Source organism: Streptomyces sp. NPDC104202 (assembly GCF_055584185.1).
Genome location: NZ_JBVJMN010000034.1, coordinates 1 through 24,580, shown reverse-complemented (window position 1 = coordinate 24,580; position 24,580 = coordinate 1). Strand labels below are relative to the sequence as shown.

Here is a 24,580-nt window from a genome sequence, read left to right as displayed (position 1 = left end):
AAGTGCCGTCACGGAACCCCCGGTCCGCGACGGCGCCCCGCCCCCGTTACGGGGCGCTCACACCCAGCGTGTACGCGCCGGAGCCGCTGTACGCGTGGACCACGTACCGGTAGTAGCCCGCGGTGCCGTAGTAGCTGGTGTTCTCGTCGGCCGTCGCGGTGCCGCCGACCGCCACGTCCGCCCAGGTCGACCCGTTCCACTTCTGCAGGTACAGGTCGAAGTCGGCTCCGGCCGGGCCGCGCAGGCAGCCCTTGTGGGTGCCGGCGGTGGCGGAGTAGTAGTACGAACCGTCCGGCTGGGCCTGGGCCTGGCCGGAGGTCAGGGTGCCCTGGTAGGTGTTCTGGGCGCCGCTGCAGCCGGTGGGCGGCGTCGTGGTGCCGACCGACAGCTGGTAGGTGACCGTGTGCGTGGCGGAGCCCGTACCGGTGACGGTGATCGGGTACGTGCCGTTGGCGGTGCCCGCCGCGACCTGGACGGTCATGGTGGACGAGGAGCCCGAGGTCACCGAGGCGGGGCTGAAGGAGACCGTGACGCCGGAGGGGGCGCCGCTCGCGGAGAGCTGGACGGTCTGCGCGCTGCCGCCGGTGGTGGAGGTGTTCACCGTGGAGGTGACGGAGGCGCCGGCCTGCACCGAGCCCGAGGACGGGTTCAGGGCGAGGGAGAAGTCGGGCGTGGTGGTACCGCCGCAGTCGGTCTCACCGGACTGGGCCGGGACGCCGATCGCGTTCCAGGCCGCCTTCACCGCGTTGCACTCGACGCTGCCGTAGGTGTTCTTGGCGCTGGTCAGCGTCGCCTTGCGGGCGGCGAGGTGGTTCCAGGAGGAGGTCTTCATCAGCAGGGCGCCCATGAAGACCTTGCCGGCCTTCTGGATGCCGATGCCGGTCACCGAGGACGGACCGCCGGAACATATGGGGCTGTTGGGCTTGCCGCCGCCCGGGTTGGAGCCCTCGGCGAGCAGGTAGAACCAGTGGTTCTGCGGGCCGGCCGCCGCGTGCACCTCGGTGTTGGACGTCAGCTGCGTGTAGCAGTTGGGGTCGTTGCCGACGAGCGAGGGGTTGTACATGTTCCGGATCGGCTTGCCGTCGCCGAAGAAGTTGACCTTCTCGCCGACCGTGTAGTCCGGGGTGTCGTTCGGGTTGTTGGCGTAGTGCTCGGTGAGCGCGCCGAAGATGTCGCCGGTGGACTCGTTCATGCCGCCGTTCTCGTTGGACGAGCCGGCGGAGCCCGGGGTCCGGTCGAAGATCTCGTGGCCGTACTCGTGCGCCACGACGTCGATGCCGGTGAGCTGGTTGGAGCCGGTCTGGGCCCGCCCGTACGTCGTCTTCGTGCCGTCGTAGTAGGCGTTGACCTCGGAGAGCCCGGCGCGGGCCGGGACCATGCCGCCCTGACCGTTCTGGCCGTTGTAGCCGAACCACTCCTTGAGCATGGAGTGTTCCTTCTGCGCCGCGTACATGATGTCGACGCAGGCGGTCACCAGGTCGTTGGCGCCGCTGTTGCCCCACGGCGAGGAGCCGGTGTAGGCGCTGCCGTTCTGCCCGCCGCACTTGAAGCCGCCGCGGCTGGTGTCGGTCATGGAGGAGGCGGCGGTGTCGATGGTGACGTTGCCGTTGTGGTAGCCGCGGCCGTCGGCGTGCAGGATCTTGTCGGTGGACTGCGTCACGGACCCGCTGCGCGCGTCGACGTAGGTGTCGAGGGAGCTGGGGGCGTTCTGGGCGGTCCGGCCGATGACCAGGGTGTGCCAGGCGAGGACGGCCTTGCCGCCCTTGAGGAGCACGGTCAGCTCGGGGGCGCTCGCGCTCTCCACCGACGCCAGCTGCCGGCGGGCGGTGGCGAGGGCCGCGTCGGCGGTCACCTTGGCCTGGGTGGAGAGCCTGATGGCGGGGGCGGGGGCGCCCGTGACCTCGCGGACCTTGCCGGAGCTGTCGGAGACGACGACCGCGTCGCCGCCGACGACCGGGAGGCCGCGGTAGGTGCGCTCGTACGCCGCGTAGTACAGACCGTTCGTCCACGGGGTGACCGAGGTCCGGACGAGCTCCTCGTCGGCGCCGTGCCGCAGCTCGTCGAGACCGCTCTCGGCGGCGCCGTCGGCGGCCGCCAGCGCGAGGGACTTGCCGTGGCCCGGGGGGACCGGCTGCGCCTGCGGGACCGCGGTGGCGGTGCCGGCGAGGGCGGTCGCGAGGCTCGCCGACAGTGCCAGGGCGGCCACGGTCGCCGTGAGTCTGGTGGGGTGCAACGTCTGCTCCGATCGGGGTGGGGATCGTCGTGGGGGAGACGGATCGTCGCGCCGAGTATGGGCGTGGACATGGCCAGTTCGGGACATCTCACGCGGCATAAGACGCGGGTTATGGTGCGCCCGCGCGGTGCTGCGTACGCTGCTGAAATGCAGCTGGAGTTGAGGCATCTAGAGGCCGTCTGCCGGATAGCGGAAGCAGGCAGTCTGGGGCGCGCGGCCGGGCGGCTCGGGGTCTCGCAGCCGGCCCTCTCGGCCCAGCTGCGCCGCATCGAGCGGGTCGCCGGCGGGGAGCTCTTCCTCCGCGGCCGGAACGGTGTGGAGCCCACTCCGCTGGGCGAGTTCGTCCTCTCCAAGGCCCGTCTCGTCCTCGGCGAGATGGACGCGCTGGCCGCCGGCGCGCGGGCCGCCGCCCCGCACACCCCGCTGCGCCTCGGCTGCATCCTGCTGGTCCTCGTGGACCGGCTGCTCGGCGAGCTGGAACAGGTCATGGCGGGGCAGGACATCGCGGTGACCGTCGAGCAGTCGGCGACGACCCTGACCCGGCAGCTCGGGGCGGGCCGGTACGACGCCGTCCTGTACGGGGAGGTCAACGACCACGAGGTGACGCTCCCGGAGGGCACCGTGGCCCGCACCCTGATCCCCAAGGAGCCTTTCTGCGTACGGCTGTCGGCGGCGCATCCGCTGGCCGGGAAGGAGCGGATCGCCCTGGCCGAACTGGCCGGGGAGTCGTGGATGACCCTCGTCGAGGACGACGACGGCGGCCCCGAGGCACTGGTCGCCGCCTGCACGAAGGCGGGTTTCGCCCCCGTGCTGCGGCACCGGGTGGCCGACCGGCAGATGCACTACGGGATGATCGCCTCGGGCCGGGCGATCTCCATGAGCCAGCCGACCGCACCGGCGGCCGAGGGCACGGTGCTGCGCCCCCTGGAGGGCGACCCGGTGACGGGGCGGATCAGGCTGGCCTGGAACCGGGCCGCGGTCACCGCCCCGCAGGCGGAGCTGCTGTACCGGGCGGCGGCCCGGGCCTATCTGGCGAACGTGGACAACAACGCCTTCCACCGGGCCTGGTGGGACGCGCGCCCGGAGCTGCACCCGGCCCTCGACGGCTGAACCCGCCGGGAGCCGGGCGCGCGCCGGGGATCAGTCGTAGGACAGGTCCCCGGCCGTGTAGCGGCAGGTGGTGCCGTCGGGGCCGGTGCCGGTCTCCTTGGGCTCCTTGCCGGTGCTGTTGCCGGTGAAGCGGGTGCACGGCTTGATCTTCTTCTTGGCGTCGCCGTGGACGCGGACGTTCCGCAGGGTCGCCGTGTCGCCGTAGTTGGCGTTGACGCCGACGAGGGACTTGCCGGGCGCGGTGACGTCCACGTCGGTGACGAGGATCGTCCGCGGGTACTGCTTCCTGCAGTTGCCGCAGGAGCGGACCAGCTTGCCGAAGTCGGAGACCTGGAACCGGGTCACGACGAGCTTGCCCGCGCCGTTGAACTGGAAGACCTTGTCGGAGGCGTTCCTCGCGCCGCCGCCGTACACGGAGTAGACCGCCGACGCCGACGTGCCCTTGAAGGTGGCGGCGTCCTCGCCGACGTTCTCCCACCAGACGTTCTGGAGGGTGCAGCTCCCGAGGCAGTGGACGCCGTCGGCGGCCGGGGTCCCGATGATCACGTTCTTGAGCACGGCGCCGTCCTTGAGGACGAAGACCGGCTTCTGGTTCTCGCTCTGGCCGTCGGAGCCGAGCGCGCCGGTGCCGTGGTACCGCTTGAGCTTGCCGTCGTAGGTGCCGGAGACCTCGATCGTCGTCGCGACCGGGGTGTCGGCCGTGGCCCGGGGCCAGGCGGCGACGGCGCTCGCCGCGCCCGCGGGGGCGAGCAGGGAGCCGGCGACGACGGCCGAACCGGTCACCGCGAGGGCGCTCAGGCCGCCGATGAGCGCGCGGCGGCGGCCGGTCTTCCGCTGGTGTGACGTCATGTGTTCCTTCTTCAGTGGGGGAGGTGGTGCACCTCCTGGTCGCCACCGGTCGGAGGAAGGTTGCCGCGTTCTTGATCGTTCTTCCGGAGGCGGACGCGGCCGTCGTCGCCGTCCCGGTCCCCGTCGCCCTCGCCGCGCAGGTCACGGACCATCAGGGTGGCTCCGGCGACCGCTCCGGGCATCAGGAAGACGGCGACGAACGGCACCAGGAAGGAGAGCGTCAGCGGGACGCCGAAGCCGAGGGCGGCGAGCCGGCGGCCGCGCAGCAGCCGCAGCCGCTCCTTGAGCTCGACGCCCCGGCGCTGGAGCGCGACGGCCGTCAGCTCCTCGGCGAGGAAGAAGCCGGAGACGCAGAAGCCGAGCGCGGGCACCACGGTCTGTCCGACGACCGGGAGGAAACCGCAGGCGAAGAGCAGGACGCCGTAGAAGGCGACCCGCAGCACGACCCGCAGGCTGTCCCGGGCCGAGATCCACAGCTCGCGCCAGAGCGGCAGCCCGGACTCGGGCACCTCGCCGCCCTCGCTGCGGTCGACCTCCTCGGAGAGGGACTCGTAGAAGGGCTGGCCGACGAGCAGGGTGACGGCGGTGAAGGTGATGACCGCGAGGAAGCACCCGAAGGCGAAGACGAGCGCGGTCAGGGTGCCCCGGAAGAGGCCGAGCCAGGGCGAGGTCCAGTCGTCGGCGAACGGCGTCGCCCAGGCGGCCAGGTCGTCGGCGCCGTAGCCGAGGCCGACGAGGGCGCCCGCGTAGAGGACGAGGGTGACGAGTCCGGGCAGCAGCCCGAAGCCGAACCACCGGCCGTGCCGGCCCACCCACTTCTGGCCTTCGACCAGGTACCGGAAACCCACCCCGAGATCGCGCATGGGTCCATTTTATCGGGGGCGGACCGGTCAGTTGCCCGGCGTCCGGCCGGATGTACGGAAGGAGGCGAGCGCCGTGTCGACGTATCCGCGGGCCTCCCCGGACCGGTCCACCGGCGCCGAGGCCCACACGTCGTACAGCGTCCCGGCCTGCTCCCAGCAGAGGTCGACGGTGTGGCGGGGGCCCTCGGCGGCCGTGAAGCCGTCCCAGGTGAACTCCCAGCGGGCGGCGGGCAGTCCCTTGTGGCGCGTCTCCTCGACCGTGGCGTCGCGGTACCCCCGGTTGGTGCCCGGACCGTTCGCGTCGGCGTCGCGCATCGCGCCGATCGCGCCGCCGGACGGGATCGCCCTGATGCGGATCCCGACCCAGACGGCGCCGTCCCCCGTCGTGTAGAACACCCGGTCCCCGTCGGTCGAGCGCCGGGCCCCGGCGGGGACGGCCAGGGTGAAGCCGCGCTCGTCGGCGACGGTGGTGTACCCGGCCGGTGCGGGGCCGGGCGCGGCCACGAATCCGGTCGGGGAGTTCCCCGGCGCCCCGGTGCCCGTCGCCGTCCGGTCGCCGGCGACGAGCACCGCGACGGTCACCGCGGCGACGGAGGCGGCGACGGCCGCCGCCACGAGGGGCAGCGCGAGTCCGCCCCGCCGCCCGGCGCCGGCGGGGTCCCGCTCCCGCGCCGAGTCCTGGTCGTGGACCCCGGGCCCGGTGGGCTGCCGCGGGGTGGGCGCCGGGCGGGCGTCCCGGGCCGTCGACGGGTGGCCGTCCCCGGCGCGGGAGGGGGCGGCCGGCGGGGTGTCCTCCGGCGGGCCGTCCGTCGCCGGGCCGTCCTCCGCGGGTTCCTCCGCGGCCAGGCAGGCGGCCAGCATCCGGCGGGCGGCGGCGGCGCCGAGGCGCCGGTCCGGATCGCGTTCGAGGAGGCCGCGGACGACGGGGACGAGGGGGCCCATCCGTTCGGACGGCCGGATCTCGTCGTAGACGACGGCGTGCAGGACGGCGCCGATGGAGTCGCGCCGGAACGGCGACGTGCCGGTCGCCGCCGCGCACAGCAGCGCGCCGAGCGACCAGAGGTCGGACGCGGGGCCGGCGTCGTCGCCCCGCATCCGCTCGGGGGCCGTGTACTCGGGGGTGCCGACGAAGACGCCGGTTCCGCTGAGGGTGGTGGCGCCGGGGAGGCTGGCGATGCCGAAGTCGGTGAGCACCGCCCGGCCGCTGCCCTTCTCCAGGAGGACGTTGGCCGGTTTGACGTCGCGGTGCAGCACGTCGAGGGCGTGGGCGGCGCCGAGGGCGTCGAGCAGGTCGAGGCCGAGGCGCGCGGTCTCCCGCGGGGACAGCAGGCGGCCGGCGGAGAGCCGGTCGGCGAGCGAGCCGCCCTCGACCAGCTCCATCACCAGGGCGGGCCGTCCGTCGTGCTCGACGACGTCGTGGACGACGATCACGTGGGGGTGGCGGATCCGGGCGACGACCCGTGCCTCGCGCAGGGCGCCCGCCGGGTCGGCGCCGTCGTCGAGGGCGAGGGTCTTGACGGCGACCGGGCGGCCGAGGAGTTCGTCGGTGGCCCTGCGGACGACGCCCATGCCGCCCTGCCCGAGCCGCTCCCCCAGGCGGTACCGCCCGCCGATGAGCCCGTGGCCGGCCTGCTCCGGCCCGTTGTGCGACGACACCCGACTCCCCCGTCCGCTGGACACGGACATGATGCCGCAGTCGCTTCGGACGCGGCGAGGGCCGCACCCCGGTCGGTCGGGGTGCGGCCCTCGCCTCGGTCCGCGCGTCCGGGAATCAGACGGCGAGCTCGACCGTGATGTTGCCGCGGGTCGCCTTGGAGTACGGGCAGACCTGGTGGGCCTTCTCGATCAGGCTCTTGGCGGTCTCGGCGTCCACGTGGGGGATGGTCGCCGAGATCTTGACGATGATGCCGAAGCCGTCGTCGTTCTTGCCGATGCCGACCTCGGCGGTGACCGTCGCGCCGGAGACGTCCGCGTTCTCGTTGCGGGCGACGACGCCCAGCGCGCCCTGGAAGCAGGCGCTGTAGCCGGCCGCGAAGAGCTGCTCGGGGTTGGTGCCGGCGCCGGAGCCGCCCATGGCCTTGGGCGGGTTGACGACGACGTCGAGCTGCCCGTCGTCGGTGGCGACGCGGCCGTCACGGCCGTTCTCGGCGGTGGCGACGGCGGTGTAGAGGACGTCGGAGTGCTGGATGGACATGCGGGGGTACTTCCTTCTGCTGTTCGCCGCGACTCGCGCCCACGATCGCGACGGCTGAGGGAAGACTAACGGGTCACCGAGACGATCATCTTTCCGGTGTTGTCCCCGCGGAGCAGTCCGAGGAAGGCGTCCACGCCGTTCTCGATGCCCTCGACGAAGGTCTCGCGGTGCTTCAGCTCGCCGGAGGCGAGCCAGCCGCCGACCTCCTTGACGAACTGGTTCTGCAGGCCGTAGTGGTCGCCGACGAGGACGCCCTGGAGGCGCAGCCGCTTGCCGATGATCATCGCCATGTTGCGCGGGCCGGGGACCGGCTCGGTGTCGTTGTACTGCGCGATCATGCCGCAGATGGTGGCGCGGCCGTGCGGGTTGAGCGAGGAGATCGCGGCTTCGAGGTGGTCGCCGCCGACGTTGTCGAAGTAGACGTCGATGCCGTCGGGCGCGGCCTCGCGGAGCTGGTCCCTGACGGGGCCGTTCTTGTAGTTGAAGGCGGCGTCGAAGCCGAGCTCCTCGACGAGGAACCGGACCTTCTCGTCGGAGCCGGCGGAGCCGATGACGCGGGAGGCCCCCTTAAGCCGCGCCATCTGGCCGACCTGGCTGCCGACGGCGCCGGCGGCACCGGAGACGAAGACGGCGTCGCCCTCCTTGAAGGAGGCGACCTCGAAGAGGCCGGCGTAGGCCGTGAGGCCGGTCATGCCGAGCACGCCGAGGTAGGACGAGAGGGGGGCGAGCGCCGGGTCGACCTTGGTGGCCTGCTGGGCCGGGACCTCGGCGTACTCGCGCCAGCCGAGACGGTGCAGGACGTGGTCGCCGACGGCGAAGCCCTCGGCGCCGGAGGCGATGACCTCGCCGACCGCGCCGCCGTCCATCGGGTGGTCCAGCGCGAAGGGCGCGACGTAGGACTTCACGTCGTTCATCCGGCCGCGCATGTACGGGTCGACGGAGAAGTGCAGGTTGCGCACGAGGATGTGGCCCTCGGCGGGCTCGGTGACCGGGGTCTCGCGCAGGGCGAAGTCCGCGGGGACGGGCCAGCCGTGCGGACGGGCGACGAGGTGCCACTCACGGCTGGACGCGGGAAGTACGGACATGAGCACGGCCTCCAGGGGGAAAGCTCGGAAGAGCTTCAGTTCAGGAAAGGTTCACTTACTGAAACAACCATGCTCCTGAATATTTCATGTTGTCAAGTAAACGGGTAGGATGTGCCTCATGGCCACCAGACAGACGGACCCCGTGACCCTCGAAGTCGTCGAGCTGATCGGCACGGTCGTGGCGCGCTACTACGAGGAGTACGAGCAGGCGGCCGCGCAGCACGCGCTGACCGGCGCCCAGGCCCGGGTCCTCGGCCTGCTCTCGCTCGACCCGCTGCCGATGCGCCGCATCGCCCAGAAGCTCAAGTGCGAGCCGTCCAACATCACGGGGATCGTCGACCGCCTGGAGGCCCGCGGCATGGTCGAGCGGCGTCCCGACCCCGACGACCGGCGGGTCAAGCTCGCCGTCCCCACCGACGAGGGCCGGGACACCGCCCGCCGGCTGCGCGAGTCGCTGGACTTCGCCCGCGAGCCGCTCGGCGAGCTCACCGAGGCCGAGCGGACCCTCCTGCGGGACCTGCTGCGCCGGATGCTCGGCGCGGACGTGGTCTGAGCCGCGCCACCCGCCTCAGACACACCACCAGAGGAAGCGCGTGCAGGTCGGCGACGGACTGGGCGTCGGGGGCTGACCCGGCGTGGGGGCGGTGGTGGAGGGCACGGGATCGCCGGGCGTGCCCGAGCCGGTCGGCGCCGGACCGCCCGGGGACACCGTCGTGGTGGGCGTGGCGGTCCCGGTGGACGGGTCCCCGGGCGACGGCTGCTGCCCCGGGTCCTCACCGCCGCCCTGGCCCGTGGCGGGCCCCTGCCCGGAGCCGGCACCGGCCCCCGTGCCCGGGGAGGAGCCGGCGCCGGACGCCGCCCCCGCTCCCCCGCGCGGACCCGTCGTGGAGCCCGCGCTCACCTGGCGGGGGCGCGAGGTCGGCTTGCCGGGACCGTCGGCCGACGGCGAGGGCCCCTCGCCGTCGGGGAAGCCGGTGGTCTCGACGGGAGCGGGCACGAGCGGGCTCGCGGTGACGTCGAGCTCCTCGACGGCCGTGGCCGCGCCGCTCGGCGGCGGGTCCTCCAGAGCGAGCCGGGCCAGGCCGAGCGTGCCGGCCGCGAGGACCAGGCCCACCGTCCCGGCCAGGACCGTACGGCCCCGGCGCGAGCGGGCGCGTCTGCCTCGGCGTGCGGCGCCACGGCCCCGCTCCGCCGCACGGCCGCGGGCGGCGACGCGGGCGGCACGGCGCCCTCCGTCGGCCGGGCGGGGCGGCTCCACGACGTCCAGTTCGTAGACGTGGTCGGGCTCGGCCGGCGGGCGGACGGGTATGTGGGGGGTCTCGTACCGCAGTTCCTCGACGGGAGTCCCGCACCCGGCACAGGCGAGGGCCCCGTTGAGATGCCGCCGGCACGCGTGGCAGTAATCCATGGGGCCCGCAGGCTATGCGGCCGGGTGCGGCCACAGGTAGGCGCGAACGTGAGGATCCTGTGAGGAAACCGCAGGTCGTCGGCGGTGCGTCGCGATTCTCCCGCTTCGGGAAGGATCGCCTCCGGGTCGCGCGCGGCCGCGTCCGGCCCCCGCCGGACCCCGTTCGCGGCCCCCGGCGCGGGGCCCCGGGCGGCGCAGCCCAGCGCGCGCCGGGCCCCGGACGGCCGGACGATGCCAACAGGACCGCGCTTCGCGAGCCGCCTCGCCCGTGCCAGCACCGCACTCCGGAGGATCCGCCGTGACCGTCAGCCTTGAACAGCTGCGCCGTTGCCATGTCGCCGTCGACCTGGGTGCCGCCCGCACCCGGGTCTACGTCAAGGGCGCCGGACTCGTCGTCGACGAGCCGAGCGTCGCCGCCGTCAACACCCGTACCGGAGCGCTGATCGCCGTCGGCGCGCTGGCGGAGAAGATGACCGGCCGCACCCCGGACTACATCCGGGTCGTCCGCCCCGTGTCGGGCGGCACCGTCGTCGACATCGAGATGGCCCAGCGCATGCTGCGCCATCTGCTCGGCGAGAAGCTGCGCCGTCAGCTGCGGCGCAAGCCCCGGCTGCGCGCGGCCGCGTGCACGCCGCACGACAGCGACCCGCTGGCGCAGCGTGCCGCCGTGGAGACCCTCGTCGGTCTCGGGGCGCGCCGGGTCGAGCTGGTGGACACCCTGATCGCGGCGGCGGTGGGCTGCGGTCTGCCGGTCGAGCAGCCGACCGCGACCATGATCATGGTGTGCGGGGCGGCGACCACGCAGGTCGCGGTGTTGTCGCTGGGCGCGATCGTGACGGCCGAGCGGATGCCGGTCGGCGGCGACGCCATCGACCACGCCGTCATCCAGCACCTGCGCCACCACCACGAGCTGATGCTGCCGAGCCAGTCGGTCCGGCCGCTGCAACTGGCCCTGAGCGGGAACGGCCTGACCCCGCAGGGGCCGGCCTGGACCGAGATCCACGGCCGGGACGTCGCGACGGGCCTGGCCCGTTCGGTGACGGTGGACACGGCCGCGGTGCGGGAGGCGATCCACACCCCGCTGACGGCGGTCCTGGACGGCATCGGGAAGGTGCTGCGGGACTGCCCGCCGGATCTGGTGGCCGACCTCGCGGACCGCGGGATCATGATGGTCGGCGGCAGCGCGCTGCTGCCCGGCCTGGACCAGATGCTGCGGGAGGCGACCGGGATGCCGGTGCACATCGCCGAACGCCCGGACGTCTGCGCGGTCCTGGGGCTCGGCGCGATGCTGGAGGGCAAGGTCCAGCCGATGGTGCTCGACCCGCTCGCGGTGCGGAGCCCGTTCGACGAGGACGAGTGACCCCGGGGCGTACGCAATCCGGCCAAACCACCTGATTCGTACGACAATGAGACCATGACGATCATGGATGAGGACACGGACGAGGACATCCCCCGCCTGCCCATGCTGCTCGAAGCGGTCCTGAGCGTCGGCACGGATCTCGAACTCCGCACCACCCTCCAGCACATCGTGGACTCCGCCACCGAGCTGACCGGGGCCCGCTACGGGGCGCTCGGGGTCGTCGACCCCGAGCGCCACCGGCTCACCGAGCTCTTCACCTCCGGCATGACCGACGAGGAGCGGCGGCGCATCGGCCGCCTCCCCGACGGCCGCGCGGGACTCGTCGGCGTCCTCGTCCAAGACCCGCAGCCGCTGCTGCTCGACGACCTGACGGCCGATCCGCGCTCCACCGGCGTGCCCGAGGGCCATCCGGTGATGCACTCCTTCCTGGGCGTCCCGATCCGGGTCCACACCCAGGTCTTCGGGAACCTGTACCTCACGGAGAAGCGCGGGGGCGGCTTCACCGAGGAGGACCTGGCCCTGCTGCGGGTCCTCGCCTCCCAGGCGGGCATCGCCATCGGCAACGCCCGGCTGTACGAGACGGCCCGGCAGCGGGAGCGCTGGATCGAGGGGGCGGCGGCCGTCACCACGGCCCTGCTCACCGGCGAGTCCGCCGAGGACGCCCTGATGGCCGTCGCCGAGCAGGCCCGCATCCTCGCCGGCGCCGCGGCCGGCGTGGTCCTCCAGCCGACCGCCGAGGGCGGGATGGAGATCGTCGCCGCCTCGACCGGCGGCGATCCCGGCGACCTGGTCGGCACCACCATCGCGCCCGGTTCCGCCGTCCTCGTCCAGCTCCTGGGCGGGGAACCGGTCTTCGTGGAGGACTCGGCGAACGACCCTCGGATGACGACCGCCGTCCGCTCCCGTTTCGGCCCGTCGATGATGCTGCCGCTGCAGAGCGGCGGGAAGCTCATCGGCACGCTCGCCCTGCCCCGGCGGCGCGGCGACGAGCCGTACTCGGCGGTGGAGCGGCTCCTGGCCTCGCAGTTCGCCTCCCAGGCGGCGCTGGCGCTGGTCCTCGCCGACGCGCGGCACGACCGGGAGCGGCTGGCGGTCTACGAGGACCGCGACCGGATCGCGCGGGACCTGCACGACCTCGTCGTCCAGCGGCTGTTCGCCACCGAGATGATGCTGGAGTCGACCCGGCGCAGGGGCACCGGCTCGTCCGGGGAGGACGCGCTGCTCGGCCGGGCCGTGGACGAGCTGGACTCGACGATCCAGGAGGTCCGCACGACCATCTTCGCGCTCCAGCAGCCGCCCGCGGAGGCGCCCGCCTCCTTCCGGGGACGGGTGCTGCGCGAGACCGGCGGGGCCGCCGCCCTGCTGGGTTTCCAGCCGTCGGTGCACTTCTCCGGCGCCGTGGACACGCTCGCCGAGGAGGAGGACACGGGAAAGCTCCTCGCCGCCCTGCGCGGGGCGCTCGCGGCGGCCCACCGGCGGCCCGGGGTGGGCGCGGTGACGGTCGAGGTGACGGCCGGGGAGGACGGCGTCCGGCTCCGGGTCGAGGACGACGGCACGCCGCCGGCCGCGGTGACCTGGCCCTGAGGGACACCCGTACGGAGCAGTCCGGCGCGCCGGGCCCCTCCCGCCGATCTTGACTGGTGGGGTGACCACCGAGACGAAGCCCCCGACCGCGGCGGCCTACCGCAATCTGGTGATGGCCACCATCGGCTTCACGCTGACCTTCTGGGCGTGGAACCTGATCGCACCGCTCGCGAGCTGGTACGGCGACCGGCTCGAACTGAGCTCGTTCCAGCAGTCGTTCCTCGTCGCCGTCCCGGTCCTGGTCGGCTCGGTCGGCCGCGTCCCGGCGGGCGCCCTGACGGACCGGTACGGGGCGAAGCGGATGTTCCCGCTGGTCTCGGCGCTGACCATCGTCCCGGTGCTGCTGCTGATCGTGGTGAAGGACACCTACGGTCTGCTGCTCGTCGTCGCCTTCCTCCTGGGCCTGGGCGGCACGACCTTCGCGATCGGCATCCCGCTGGTGAACTCGTGGTTCCCGCCGGCCAAGCGGGGCCTGGCGCTCGGCGTGTTCGGCATGGGCATGGGCGGCGTGGCGCTGTCCGGCTACTTCACGCCCCGGATCGCCAAGCACGGGGAGAACCTGCCGTTCGTCGTGGTGGCGGCCGCGCTCGCGGCGTACGCGGTGCTCGCCTTCTTCCTCATCTCCGACCGGCCCGACCGGCCGGTGCCCACCGCCTCCCTCGCGACCCGGCTGGGCTCGGCGGCGCGGCTGCGGGTGACGTGGGAGCTGTCGGCGCTGTACGCGATCGGCTTCGGCGGCATCGTGGCCTTCGGCGTCTACCTGCCGACGTACCTGAAGACCTGGTACGAGCTCGACCCGACGGACGCGGGCACCAAAGCCGCCGGGTTCGCCCTGGTCACCGTGATCTTCCGGCCGATCGGCGGCTGGCTCTCGGACCGCGTCCACCCGGCGCTCGTGACGGCCGGGGCGCTCGGCACGGCCGCCCTGTTCGCGATCGTCCAGGCCTTCGACCCGCCGCTGAACCCGGGCGGCACGATCGCCCTGCTGGTCATGGCGGCCGGCCTGGGCACGGCGAGCGGTTCGGTCTTCGCCCTCGTCTCCCAGGTCACCCCGCAGGCCCAGGTGGGCAGCGTGACCGGCATCGTCGGCGCGATGGGCGGCCTCGGCGGTTTCGTGCCGCCGCTGGTGATGGGCGCGATCTACAGCGCCAAGGACTCGTACTCGATCGGCTTCATGCTCCTCTCCGACCTGGCGCTCGCCGGCTGCGTGTACGCGTACGGCCGGATGCGCACCATCCGGCCGGGCGGCGACGAACCCGAGCCGGAGGCGACGAAGGTCACCGCCACGAGGCCCTGACGCCCCGGCAGAATGCCTCCCGGCGACCTTCGCCCTCGACGACCCGAGGAGCTCGACCGGTGAGTGCCTTCTTCCCGGCCCCGGCGGCCGGAGCCGATCCCGACCGGACCGCGCTGCGCTTCGGCGCGACGACCCTGACCTACGGAGAGCTGGCCGGGGCGGCCGGTGCCCTGGCCGCCCGGATCGCCGGGGCCGGCCGGGTCGCCGTCTGGGCCGAGCCGAGCGCGCACACCGCGGTCGCGGTGGTCGGGGCGCTGCTGGCGGGCGTCCCCGCCGTGCCCCTCAACCCGCGCACCGGCGCGCGGGAGCTGGCGCACATCCTCGGCGACAGCGCGCCCTCCGCCGTGCTGGCGGACCCCGCCGCCGAGCTGCCCGCGGGGCTGGACGGCGTCCCCCGGATCGACGTGTCGCTCAGCGGCGGCGGCGCTCCCCCGCCGGCGGGGCCGCAGGACCCCGAGTCGCCCGCCCTGGTCGTCTACACCTCGGGCACCACCGGCCCGCCGAAGGGCGTGCTGCTCTCGCACCGGGCGCTGGCCGCCTCCCTCGACGCGCTGGCCGACGCCTGGTCGTGGACCGCGGACGACGTCCTCGTGCACGCGCTGCCGCTGTTCCACGTCCACGGCCTGGTCCTCGGGGTGCTGGGGCCGCTGCGCCGGGGCGGCGAGGTGCGGCACCTGGGGGCGTTCTCGGCGGAGGGCGTGGCCCGGGAGCTCGGCGCCGGGGGCGGCACGATGCTGTTCGGCGTGCCGACGATGTACCACCGGCTGGCCGACGCGCTGGACGGGGACCCCGGTCTCGTGGCGGCGCTGTCGGCGGCGCGGCTGCTCGTCTCCGGTTCGGCGGCGCTGCCGGTGCACGACCACGAGCGGATCGGGGCGGCGACGGGCCGGACGGTCGTCGAGCGGTACGGGATGACCGAGACGCTGATGAACACGAGCGTGCTGCCGGGCGGCGCCCCGCGTCCCGGGACCGTCGGCGTCCCCCTCGCGGGGGTGGGGCTGCGGCTGGTCGACGAGGACGGCACGGTGCTGGCGGCGGACGACGGGGAGACGGTCGGCGAGGTGCAGGTGCGCGGGCCGAACCTCTTCTCCGGCTACCTGGGCCGGCCGGAGGCGACGGCGGCCGCCTTCGACGGCGACTGGTTCCGCACCGGCGACATGGCGGTGCGGGAGGCGGACGGCGCGGTGCGGCTGGTGGGCCGCAGGGCGACCGACCTGATCAAGAGCGGCGGCTACAAGATCGGGGCGGGCGAGATCGAGAACGCGCTGCTCGACCACCCCGGGGTCCGCGAGGCCGCCGTCACGGGCGAGCCGGACCCGGACCTGGGCGAGCGGATCGTGGCCTGGGTCGTGGCGGAGGACGCGCGGCGGCCGCCGGCGGAGGCGGAGCTCGCCGATCACGTGGCGGGGCTCCTGGCCCCGCACAAGCGGCCCCGGGTGGTGCGCTACCTGGACGCCCTCCCCCGCAACGACATGGGGAAGGTCCTGAAGAAGTCGCTGCCCGGCGCCCGGTGAACGACGGAGGCCGGGTCCCCTCCCATGGGAGGGAACCCGGCCGTGTGCCGTCGGGTCAGCGCACGCCGAGCGCGCGGATCAGCTCCTGGGTGACGGAGCCGCCCCGGTCGTCACGGGCGCCGGCCCGCAGCGAGACGGAGTCCGCGCCGGCCGGGACGCGCAGCTCGCCCGTCCAGCTCGCCCCGCGCGCGGCCTTCTTGAGGGCGACCTTGCTCCAGGTGGCGCCCTCGTCGTAGGAGACGTCCAGGGTGCCGGTGGTGAGGGTGCCGGTGCCGGCGGCGTCCTTGACGTACGCGGCGGAGATCCCGACGGGAAGCCGGCCGCCGGCCCGGACGTCGCCGTGGACGTCGGTGTCCACGTCGAAGCCGAGGTTGATCATCGGCAGGTAGGTGATCCGGTCCTGCGGGGTCTCCGACGAGCGGAACGTCCACTCGCTGTGGCCCCGGGTGGCGAGCCGCCAGCGGGCCGGGTCGAGCGTGGTGTCGGTGACGACCTTGAAGGTCGTCTCCTCGGCCGGGGCGTCCCAGGCGTAGGCGCCGGAGCTCATCTTGCGGTCGACGCGGACGCCGTCGACGTACACCTCGGTGAACTGGGTCATCGAGTCGTCGCTCCACACGTTGCCGAAGCCGGTGTGGTCGGTGCCCGAGTCGCCCCAGCCGGGGGTGTTGAACCGCAGGTCGTTGCCGGTGCGCTGCTGGCCCCAGCCGAGGCCGGTGCCCAGCCAGGGGTGCCAGACGGGGCCGAACCAGTCGAGGTCCACCCGGCTGCCGCCCCGGTAGGACGGGGTGCCGCCGCGCTGCTCCAGGGACTCGCCGAGGTCGACGGACTCGTGCCACCGCTGGCCGGTGCCGGTGGAGACGTACTCGGTGCGCTCGGTCGGGAAGGCGATCCACTCCTTGAAGCCGAAGCCGATCGGGAAGGTGTCGGTGATCGAGTAGCGGAACTCGCCGCCCAGCTCCGGGCGCTTGGTCGGCATGCGGAACGTGGAGTGGATCGTGGCCAGTTCGTCCTTGCCGGGGCGGAAGACCAGGTCCTTGCCGATGGCGCCGGGGTGGCCCTCGGAGAGGTCGTAGGTGTACGGCGTGAAGCGGGTGCCGGTCAGCTCGACGCGCTTGCCGCGGGCGGCACCGGCGGCGAGCCGACGGGCGTCGGCGGCGTTGACGGTGGCGACGGCGAGGGGCCGGTCCTGGTAGTCGGCGGTGCCGAACCACTTCATCAGCCGGCCCGGACGGTCGTCCGTGACGAACAGCGCCTTGGCGCCCGCGTCCTGGGCGGTCTGGGCGACGGCCACCGGGTCGGCGCCGTCGGCGAGCCGGACGAGGACGGCCTTGCCGGTGACGTTCCGGCCCGCGTACTCGGCGGGGGTTCCGGTGCCCGCGTCGACGAGGCCGAGGCGGTGGCCGCCCTCCAGGAGGCCGGCGCCGGCCTGCGGGGTGGCGTCGGAGAGCCGGGTGCCGTCGACGCCCGCCTCCAGCATCAGCTTGCCGAGGCGCCAGACGGTCCGGTACTCGAAGGTGCCCGTGGCGGGCTTGCGGGTGGGCGCCGCGAAGACCGAGTCGTACATCGGCGGGACCTGGACGGCTCCGCCGTAGGAGGCGCCGTTCGCCCTGCGGTCGAACTCCATCAGGAGCTGCCGGGTCTCGGTGCGCTTGTCGACCTCGGCGCGGATCTCGCGCAGCTGCCGTCCGTCGAGGGTGATCTCGCGGTCGCGGTCGAGGGTGATCTCCGGCTCGGTGAGGAAGCCGAGGCCGAGGGAGTCCTCGCCGTGGGAGCCGCGCACGTCGAGGAAGGTGTCGACGGTGTACGTGCCGGGCTTGAGGCGCAGTGCGAGCGTGCCGGACTCGCCGACCGTGGCCGGGAAGGGGTCCACTCCCTCGGTGAGCTGCTGCACGCCGAGCGAGGCGGGGGCGGGGGCGCCGTCACGGTCCTTGACGTGGACGGTGAGGGTGTAGCGCTCCTCCTCCTTCACCAGGCCGAGCGCGGTGTGCGCGACGGGCGCGCCGCCGGCGGTGGCGGTGATCCGGCCGGAGGACTGCCCGACGGGGGCCTTGGAGCCGTCGCCGGTGACCGTGGTGCTCGCGGTGCCGCGGGCCGGGACGGTCAGGGTGGTGTCGGCGAGGGTGGCGACACCGGCCGGCATGCCCTCGACGGCGAGGCCCAGTTCGACCGGGGCGTCGGAGGAGTTGGTGTACGTGACGGTCCTGGTGACCGGCTTGCTCTCCTCGTAGGGCCAAGAGGTGAAGCCGAGGTCGGCGGAGCCGGTGGCGGTGACGTTCGCGGCGATCGCGGCGGCCACGTCGACCCGACCGGAGCCGAGCGCGTACGCGGAGGCGTCGAGCGTCTTCGACGAGGACATCAGCGCGTTCTTCAGCTGGGCGCCGGTCCAGTCGGGGTGCTTCTCGGCGAGCAGGGCGGCGACGCCGGCGATGTGCGGGGTCGCCATCGACGTACCGCTCATCGAGGTGTAGAGGCCGCTGCCGGGGACGAGCTGGGAGCGGGCGGCGAGGATGTCCACACCGGGCGCCGACAGGTCGGGCTTGAGGGCCTGGTCGCCGTAGCGGGGCCCCTGGCTCGTGAAGTAGGCGGCCCGGTCGTCGGAGTCGACGGCGCCGACGGTGAGTGCGGAGTCGGCGGCGCCGGGCGAGCCGATGGAGCCGGGGGCGCCGGAGTTGCCGGCGGCGATGACGAAGAGGGCGCCCGTCTCGGCGGAGAGGGTGTTCACGGCCTGGGCCATCGGGTCGGTGCCGTCGCTGGGCTCGCGGGAGCCGAGGCTCATCGACACGATCTTCGCGTCGATGTCCTTGGCCGCCCACTCCATGCCGGCGATGATCTGCGACTCGCTGCCGGAGCCCTCGTCGCTGAGGACCTTGCCGACGGCGAGGGTGGCGCCGGGGGCGACGCCCTTCTCCGCGCCGCCGGAGCCGGCGCCGCTGCCGCCGACGGTGGAGGTGACGTGGGTGCCGTGGCCGTCGCGGTCGGCGACCTCCTGGCCCTCGATGAAGGACTTCGACTCGGCTATGCGGCCCTCGAGGTCGGGGTGGCCGAGGTCGGCGCCGGTGTCGAGGACGGCGACCTTGACGCCCTTGCCGGTGAGTCCGGCCTCCCATGCCTTCGGGGTGCCGATCTGCGCGTTGGACTCGGCCATCGCGGCCGTGACGCGGCCGTCGAGCCAGACCTTGGCGGGGGCGGCGGCGGACCGGGCGGCGGCCGGGGCGGTGAAGCCGCGCCAGAAGACGGCGGGGTCGGTGGCGGTGACGGCGGCGCCGCCGATGCTCGGCAGGGCGCGGACGGTCTCGGCGCCGCGCGGGGCGGCGGCCCGCGCCCGGGCGGCCCCCGGGTAGGTGACGATCAGCGGCAGTGCGCCGGAGACGCCCTGCTCGACGAGGCCGGTCACGTCGAAGAGCCGCGGGTCGAGCGCGCCGGAGGCCAGGTAGGGGCGGGCCTCGTCGGGGACGACGGTGACGCGGCCGTCGGAGATCCGGCTGCGGACGGCGCCGGTGGCACCCTTCGCCCGGTCGACGGTGACGGCCTTCCGGCCGCCGCCGAGTTCGGTGACGGTGACGCGGTCGCCGGTCACCAGGGTGACGGTGCTGCTCTGCGCGGGCGCCCTGAAGGTGTCCGGCACGGCGGAGGCGGTGTTCCCGGCGGCGGCGGTCTGCCCGGCCGAGAGCATCGCGAGGGTGAGGCCCGCGGCGATCAGCGCTGCCCTTCCTCTGTCGAAGGGTGTGTTCCTCGACGTCATCGTTCGAACTCCTCGCGGACCCGGGGTCGGGGGTGTTTTCCGGGTGCCGCGAGGAGTCTTGGCCCTTGGGGCGGGGGTTGACCCCCGTCACTCCTGGCGGTTATGTGCCGTGGCGGCCAACCGCCAGGAAGGGATGGGGCGTTCGGGGAGAAGGCTCACGGAGTGGGGTCGAGGGCGTCATAGCGGCGGAATCCGCGCCCGTACAGCGCGAGGATTCCGATGGCGAGGACGCAGGCGATTCCGCCGCCGGTGAGGGCCACCGCGGGGGAGGTCAGGTCCGCGACCGAGCCCGCGAGGAAGTCCCCGAGCCGGGGCCCGCCGGCGACCACCACGATGAAGACGCCCTGGAGCCGGCCGCGCATCTCGTCCGGTGCGGCGACCTGCATCATCGTGTTGCGGAAGATCATCGACACGGTGTCGGAGTAGCCCGCGACGGCGAGCAGCAGCAGGCCGAGCCAGAGGTTCCGGGTCAGTCCGAAGGCGGCGATCGCGGTGCCCCAGCAGGCGACCGCGAGGAGGATCGCCTGCCCGTGGTGGCGGATCCGGCCCTGCCAGCCGGAGAGGACGCCGCCGAGGAGCGCGCCGAACGCCGGTGCGGCGACGAGGAGCCCGGTGGTCTTCGCGTCCCCGCCGTACCAAAGGACGGCGACGGCGGGGAACAGGGCGCGGGGGTGGGCGAGGATCATCGCGCAGAAGTCGGAGAAGAACGTCATCCGCAGGTTGGGGCGGGTGGCGAGGAAGCGCAGCCCGTCGAGGACCGAGGCGCGCTTGCTCCCCGTCCGGTCCGGGAGCATCGACGGCAGCCGCCACATCGCGTACAGGCCGGCGGAGAAGGCGACGGCGTCCACGAGGTACGCGGCCTGGTAGCCGGCGAGGCCCACGATCAGGCCGCCGAGGCTGGGCCCGACGAGCGTCCCGAAGGTCATGACCATCGAGTTGAGCGCGTTGGCGGCGCGCAGCTGCTCGGGCGGCAGGAGCCGGGGGATCATCGACGAGCGGGCGGGCGAGTTGAGCGCGGCGCACACGGCCTGGAGGGCGACGATCCCGTAGAGGAACCAGACCCGGTGGAAGCCGGCGAAGGCGGCCGCGGCGAGGGCTATGGAGAGCGCGGCGGACCCGCAGGCGCTGGCGAGGCCGAGCTTGCGACGGTCGACGGTGTCCGCGATCGCGCCGCCGTACAGGCCGAAGACGACGAGCGGGACGAGGGAGAACAGCCCGACGAGGCCGACGGAGAACGGCGAGCCGGTGATGTCGTACACCTGGAGGGAGACGGCGAGGGCCGTCATGCCCTGCCCGACCCAGGAGACGGTGCTGCCGAACCAGAGGCGGCGGTAGTGCGCGGAGGTCCGCAGCGGCGTGAGGTCGGCGAAGACCCTGCGGCGGTCCTCGCGGTCCTTGAGTTCCCCGGTGGCGGTCACGCGACGTCGTACCGCAGCACGGGGCGCTCCCAGTGGATCCGTCCGGCGGGCGGGACGGTCCCGGTGCGGACGGCGCCCGTCCGCAGGTAGAACTCCTCCGCGGGCGGGTGCGCGACGACCCGCACGGCGGTCAGCCCGGCGGCCCTGGCCTCCCCCGCCATGTGCTCCATCAGCAGCCGTCCGATCCCGAGTCCCTGGGCCGCGTCCGCGACGAAGGCCAGGTCGAGCTCGGCCTCGCCGACCAGCAGGGCGTAGAACCCGAGGACGCGGCCGTCGCCGTCGACGGCGACGTGGACGGGGTGGTGCTCGATGTACGCACCGCCCACCTGGTACCCGTCGACCATCGCGGCGTAGTCCCCGCGGTAGGCGCGGGAGCCCCGGACGAGCCGGGTGAGCCGCTTGGAGTCGTCGGCGTCGGCGCGCCGGATGGTGATGTCGGGCATGGGGGGAGTATAGGACCGAACCTGATCGTCGATCCTTACAATTGGGTGAACGCGGATCGGGCGCTACCCGCAACCGCTCAGATCGTCGGGGTCGACGGAGTCGAGCCGGGCGGCCAGGGCCTCCAGCCGCCCCCGCAGCCCGCTGATCTCGTCGAGCCCGAGGCCGGTCGCGGCGGCGATGCGCCGGGGCACGCCGAGGGCCTTCTCCCGCAGGGCGGCCCCCTCGCCGGTGAGGCGCACGGTGACGGACCGCTCGTCCTCGGGGCTGCGGCGGCGCTCGACGTACCCCGCCGCCTCCAGCCGCTTGAGCAGGGGGGACAGGGTCCCGGAGTCGAGCCGCAGCCGCTCGCCGATCCCCTTCACGGGCAGCTCGCCGTGCTCCCAGAGCACGAGCATGGCCAGGTACTGGGGATAGGTGAGCCCGAGCTCCTTGAGCGCCTCGCGGTACACGCCGTTGAAGGCGCGGGTCGCCGCGTGCAGCGAGAAGCAGATCTGGTGGTCGAGCCGGAGGAAGTCCTCGTCCGGGACCGAGTCGAGCGTCTCCATGCCTCCAGGATACGCGAGGCCCCTCATGCACGATTGAGTTGTGCACAACTGAATCGTGCGCTATTAATAGAGGGCCACCCCACCGCAGGACCGGACAGGACAGGACGGAAGAACCCCATGGACGCGATCTACACCGCAGTCGCCACCGCCAACGGCCGCGAGGGCCGCGCCGTCAGCTCCGACGGCCACATCGACCTCCCCCTCGCCCACCCCCAGGCCCTCGGCGGCAACGGCCTCGGCACCAACCCCGAGCAGCTCTTCGCCGCCGGGTACGCGGCCTGCTTCGCCAGCGCCATGGGCGTCGTCGCCCGGCAGGAGAAGATCGACATCTCCGACGCCTCCGTCACCGCCGAGGTCTCCATCGGCAAGGACCCCGCCGACGGCGGCTTCGGCCTCGCCGTCGTCATGCGCGCCGAGTTCCCCGACCACCTCCAGGGCGAGGCGGGCCTCACCCTCCTGAAGAAGACGCACGCCTTCTGCCCCTACTCCAAGGCCACCCGCGGCAACATCGAGGTCGAGCTGGTCGTCGAGTAGGTTCCTGTCGGTTCCTGAGCGCCCCCGCGTGTCAATGACCCGTCGGGGGCGTTCGTTTGTGAGTTTTCACGTCCGGGCACGGGGGATTCGCCGGGCGTACGGCGGGAAGTCATGGGACGGCCGCCGGGCGGTGGCCCGTGGGCGCTCTCCTTGGGGCGCCCGTCGGCCGGCCCGTCCGGCCGGCGTACCCGCACCCCCACCGTACGCACGACACCCGGAGGGCAACTCCCCCATGGCCGACCTCAATCGCCGCCGGTTCCTCCAGCTGACCGGCGGCGCCGCCGCGTTCAGCATGCTCTCGGAGAGCATCGCCCGCGCCGCGTCCATACCGGCGCAGGGCTCCACCGGCACCCTCCAGGACGTCGAGCACATCGTCGTCCTGATGCAGGAGAATCGTTCCTTCGATCACTACTTCGGCGCGCTCAAGGGCGTCCGGGGCTTCGGCGACCCGCGCCCCGTGACCCTGCCCAGCGGGAAGTCGGTCTGGAACCAGTCGGACGGCAGCAAGGTCACGCTCCCCTTCCGGCCCACCAGCGACAAGCTGGGCATGGAGTACCTCCAGGGCCTCAACCACGACTGGGCGGGCGGTCAGAGCGCCTTCAACAAGGGCAGGTACGACAACTGGATCCCGGCCAAGACCAAGGCCACGATGGCGTACCTCACCCGGGACGACATCCCCTTCCACTACGCGCTCGCCGACGCCTTCACCATCTGCGACGCGTACCACTGCTCGTTCATCGGCTCCACCGACCCCAACCGCTACTACCTGTGGAGCGGGCACACCGGCAACGACGGCACGGGCGGCGGGCCCGTCCTCAACAACGCCGAGGCGGGCTACGGCTGGACCACCTACCCCGAGCGCCTGGAGGCGGCCGGGGTCTCCTGGAAGGTCTACCAGGACATCGGCGACGGCCTGAACGCCGCGGGCTCCTGGGGCTGGATCAACGACGCCTTCCGCGGCAACTACGGCGACAACTCGCTCCTCTACTTCAACAGCTACCGCAACGCCCAGCCCGGCAACCCGCTGTACGACAAGGCCCGCACCGGCACGAACGCCAAGAACGGCGACGGGTACTTCGACGTCCTGCGCGCCGACGTCCAGGCCGGCCGGCTGCCCGCGGTCTCCTGGATCGCCGCCCCCGAAGCCTTCTCCGAGCACGCCAACTGGCCCTCCAACTACGGCGCCTGGTACATCGCGCAGGTCCTCGACGCGCTCACCTCGAACCCGGACGTGTGGGCCCGCACCGCCCTGTTCATCACCTACGACGAGAACGACGGCTTCTTCGACCACGTCGTCCCGCCGTACGTCCCCGGCTCGGCGGCCCAGGGCCTCTCCACCGTCGCCACCGCGCTCGACCACTTCCCCGGCAGGACGGGATACGTCGCGGGCCCGTACGGCCTCGGCCCCCGCGTCCCGATGATCGTCGTCTCGCCCTGGTCCACCGGCGGATACACCTGCTCCGAGACCTTCGACCACACCTCGGTCATCCGCTTCATCGAGAGCCGCTTCGGGGTGCGCGAGCCCCAGATCTCGCCCTGGCGCCGGGCCGTCTGCGGCGACCTGACCGCCGCCTTCGACTTCACCCGCACCAAGACCGCGCCGGCCGCGCTCCCGCCCACCGCCGGCTACTACCCCCCGGACCGCAACCGCCACCCCGACTTCCTGGCCACCGCCCCGGCCGTCGGCACCATGCCCCGCCAGGAGCGCGGCTCCAAGCCGACCCGCCCCCTGCGGTACGCGCCCTGGGTCGACGGCACCGCGGACGCCGTCGCCGGCACCTTCCGGCTCGCCTTCAGCGGCGGCCCGGCGGCCGGCGCCCAGTTCCACGTCACCTCGGCCAACCGCACCGACGCGCCCTGGACGTACACGACCGAGGCGGGCAAGTCGATCGCGGACACCTGGAACACCAAGTACTCCAAGGGGGTCACCGACCTCACCGTGCACGGCCCCAACGGCTTCCTGCGCCGCTTCCGCTCCCCCGGCAAGACCGCCGTCCCCGAGGTCACCGCCCGCCACAACGCGACCACGGGCGACCTGGACCTCACGTTCACCAACGCGGGGACGGCCGACGCCCGCCTCACCGTCACCCACGCCTACGCGGGCGGCGCCTCCGTCACCGTCCCGGTCCCCCGGGGCGCCACCGTCACCCACACCGTCGACCTGGCCGCCAGCAGCGCCTGGTACGACGTGACGATCACCTCCACCACGTCCGCCGACTACCTCCGGCGCCTCGCCGGACACGTGGAGACGGGCGCCGCGGGCGTCACCGACCCGGGCATCCTCACGTACTGACCCCGTCACCGCCGGCCGTGGGGGGGGGGGGGGGGGGGGGGGGGGGGGGGGAGGGGGGAGGGGGGGGAGGGGGGGGGGAGAGGAGGGGCGGGGGGGGGGGGGGGTGC

Annotated in this window: 19 protein-coding genes; 8 read left to right on the top strand and 11 right to left on the bottom strand. The window is 73.6% G+C overall.

Going from position 1 to position 24,580, the window contains the following annotated elements:
• Positions 1-46 precede the first annotated feature (46 nt).
• Complete coding sequence (locus tag ACZ60W_RS21795) at positions 47-2,233, bottom strand: M4 family metallopeptidase (RefSeq protein ID WP_469756994.1); 2,187 nt, start codon at positions 2,231-2,233, stop codon at positions 47-49.
• A 147-nt stretch (positions 2,234-2,380) separates the two neighbouring features.
• On the opposite strand from ACZ60W_RS21795, the gene ACZ60W_RS21790 reads away from it, so the two are divergent.
• Positions 2,381-3,343: a LysR family transcriptional regulator gene (locus ACZ60W_RS21790; protein WP_469756993.1), complete on the top strand. Its 963-nt coding sequence runs from the start codon at positions 2,381-2,383 to the stop codon at positions 3,341-3,343.
• Positions 3,344-3,373: 30 nt separating this feature from the next.
• Here the strand turns inward: ACZ60W_RS21790 and ACZ60W_RS21785 are convergent, their stop codons facing one another.
• The 5 genes from ACZ60W_RS21785 to ACZ60W_RS21765 form a co-directional block, all read right to left on the bottom strand.
• Positions 3,374-4,192: a pectate lyase gene (locus tag ACZ60W_RS21785; protein WP_469756992.1), complete on the bottom strand. Its 819-nt coding sequence runs from the start codon at positions 4,190-4,192 to the stop codon at positions 3,374-3,376.
• A gap of 11 nt (positions 4,193-4,203) precedes the next feature.
• Positions 4,204-5,055 carry an EI24 domain-containing protein gene (locus tag ACZ60W_RS21780; protein ID WP_469756991.1) on the bottom strand — a complete coding sequence of 284 codons (852 nt, stop codon included), beginning with the start codon at positions 5,053-5,055 and terminating at the stop codon, positions 4,204-4,206.
• 27 nt (positions 5,056-5,082) lie between these two features.
• A complete protein-coding gene (locus tag ACZ60W_RS21775; RefSeq protein ID WP_469756990.1) occupies positions 5,083-6,711 on the bottom strand; it encodes a serine/threonine-protein kinase in 1,629 nt (542 codons plus the stop codon).
• A gap of 115 nt (positions 6,712-6,826) precedes the next feature.
• Positions 6,827-7,249, bottom strand: a complete 423-nt coding sequence (locus ACZ60W_RS21770; RefSeq protein WP_469756989.1) for an organic hydroperoxide resistance protein — start codon at positions 7,247-7,249, stop codon at positions 6,827-6,829.
• 65 nt (positions 7,250-7,314) lie between these two features.
• Positions 7,315-8,334, bottom strand: coding sequence for an NADP-dependent oxidoreductase (locus ACZ60W_RS21765; protein ID WP_469756988.1), 1,020 nt, complete (start codon positions 8,332-8,334; stop codon positions 7,315-7,317).
• Between the two features lie 118 nt (positions 8,335-8,452).
• Between ACZ60W_RS21765 and ACZ60W_RS21760 the strand changes: the two genes are divergently transcribed.
• Positions 8,453-8,887, top strand: coding sequence for a MarR family winged helix-turn-helix transcriptional regulator (locus tag ACZ60W_RS21760; protein WP_469756987.1), 435 nt, complete (start codon positions 8,453-8,455; stop codon positions 8,885-8,887).
• A 15-nt stretch (positions 8,888-8,902) separates the two neighbouring features.
• On the opposite strand, the gene ACZ60W_RS21755 is transcribed toward ACZ60W_RS21760, so the two are convergent.
• Complete coding sequence (locus ACZ60W_RS21755; RefSeq protein ID WP_469756986.1) at positions 8,903-9,742, bottom strand: SCO2400 family protein; 840 nt, start codon at positions 9,740-9,742, stop codon at positions 8,903-8,905.
• 298 nt (positions 9,743-10,040) lie between these two features.
• On the opposite strand from ACZ60W_RS21755, the gene mreB reads away from it, so the two are divergent.
• The 4 genes from mreB to ACZ60W_RS21735 all read left to right on the top strand — a co-directional run bounded on the left by mreB (position 10,041) and on the right by ACZ60W_RS21735 (position 15,497).
• Positions 10,041-11,102: a rod shape-determining protein MreB gene (gene mreB, locus ACZ60W_RS21750; protein ID WP_469756985.1), complete on the top strand. Its 1,062-nt coding sequence runs from the start codon at positions 10,041-10,043 to the stop codon at positions 11,100-11,102.
• A 54-nt stretch (positions 11,103-11,156) separates the two neighbouring features.
• Positions 11,157-12,686, top strand: coding sequence for a GAF domain-containing protein (locus ACZ60W_RS21745; RefSeq protein WP_469756984.1), 1,530 nt, complete (start codon positions 11,157-11,159; stop codon positions 12,684-12,686).
• A 112-nt stretch (positions 12,687-12,798) separates the two neighbouring features.
• Positions 12,799-13,983 (top strand): nitrate/nitrite transporter, encoded by a 1,185-nt coding sequence (locus ACZ60W_RS21740; RefSeq protein WP_469757051.1) that lies wholly within the window; start codon positions 12,799-12,801, stop codon positions 13,981-13,983.
• Between the two features lie 59 nt (positions 13,984-14,042).
• Positions 14,043-15,497, top strand: coding sequence for an acyl-CoA synthetase (locus ACZ60W_RS21735; RefSeq protein ID WP_469756983.1), 1,455 nt, complete (start codon positions 14,043-14,045; stop codon positions 15,495-15,497).
• Positions 15,498-15,552: 55 nt separating this feature from the next.
• On the opposite strand, the gene ACZ60W_RS21730 is transcribed toward ACZ60W_RS21735, so the two are convergent.
• The 4 genes from ACZ60W_RS21730 to ACZ60W_RS21715 all read right to left on the bottom strand — a co-directional run bounded on the left by ACZ60W_RS21730 (position 15,553) and on the right by ACZ60W_RS21715 (position 21,646).
• The gene (locus ACZ60W_RS21730; protein WP_469756982.1) at positions 15,553-19,239 is read right to left on the bottom strand and encodes a S8 family serine peptidase; all 3,687 of its coding nucleotides are present in this window, start codon (positions 19,237-19,239) and stop codon (positions 15,553-15,555) included.
• Between the two features lie 155 nt (positions 19,240-19,394).
• Complete coding sequence (locus ACZ60W_RS21725) at positions 19,395-20,657, bottom strand: MFS transporter (RefSeq protein WP_469756981.1); 1,263 nt, start codon at positions 20,655-20,657, stop codon at positions 19,395-19,397.
• Positions 20,654-21,100, bottom strand: a complete 447-nt coding sequence (locus ACZ60W_RS21720; RefSeq protein WP_469756980.1) for a GNAT family N-acetyltransferase — start codon at positions 21,098-21,100, stop codon at positions 20,654-20,656. Before ACZ60W_RS21720 ends, ACZ60W_RS21725 begins: the two co-directional genes overlap by 4 nt.
• 63 nt (positions 21,101-21,163) lie before the next feature.
• The gene (locus ACZ60W_RS21715) at positions 21,164-21,646 is read right to left on the bottom strand and encodes a MarR family winged helix-turn-helix transcriptional regulator (protein ID WP_469756979.1); all 483 of its coding nucleotides are present in this window, start codon (positions 21,644-21,646) and stop codon (positions 21,164-21,166) included.
• A 117-nt stretch (positions 21,647-21,763) separates the two neighbouring features.
• Here ACZ60W_RS21715 and ACZ60W_RS21710 point away from each other — a divergent pair, with 117 nt between their 5' ends.
• Both ACZ60W_RS21710 and ACZ60W_RS21705 read left to right on the top strand, forming a co-directional pair.
• Positions 21,764-22,180, top strand: a complete 417-nt coding sequence (locus tag ACZ60W_RS21710; protein ID WP_469756978.1) for an organic hydroperoxide resistance protein — start codon at positions 21,764-21,766, stop codon at positions 22,178-22,180.
• A 232-nt stretch (positions 22,181-22,412) separates the two neighbouring features.
• Positions 22,413-24,473 carry a phosphocholine-specific phospholipase C gene (locus ACZ60W_RS21705; protein ID WP_469756977.1) on the top strand — a complete coding sequence of 687 codons (2,061 nt, stop codon included), beginning with the start codon at positions 22,413-22,415 and terminating at the stop codon, positions 24,471-24,473.
• Positions 24,474-24,580: the final 107 nt, after the last annotated feature.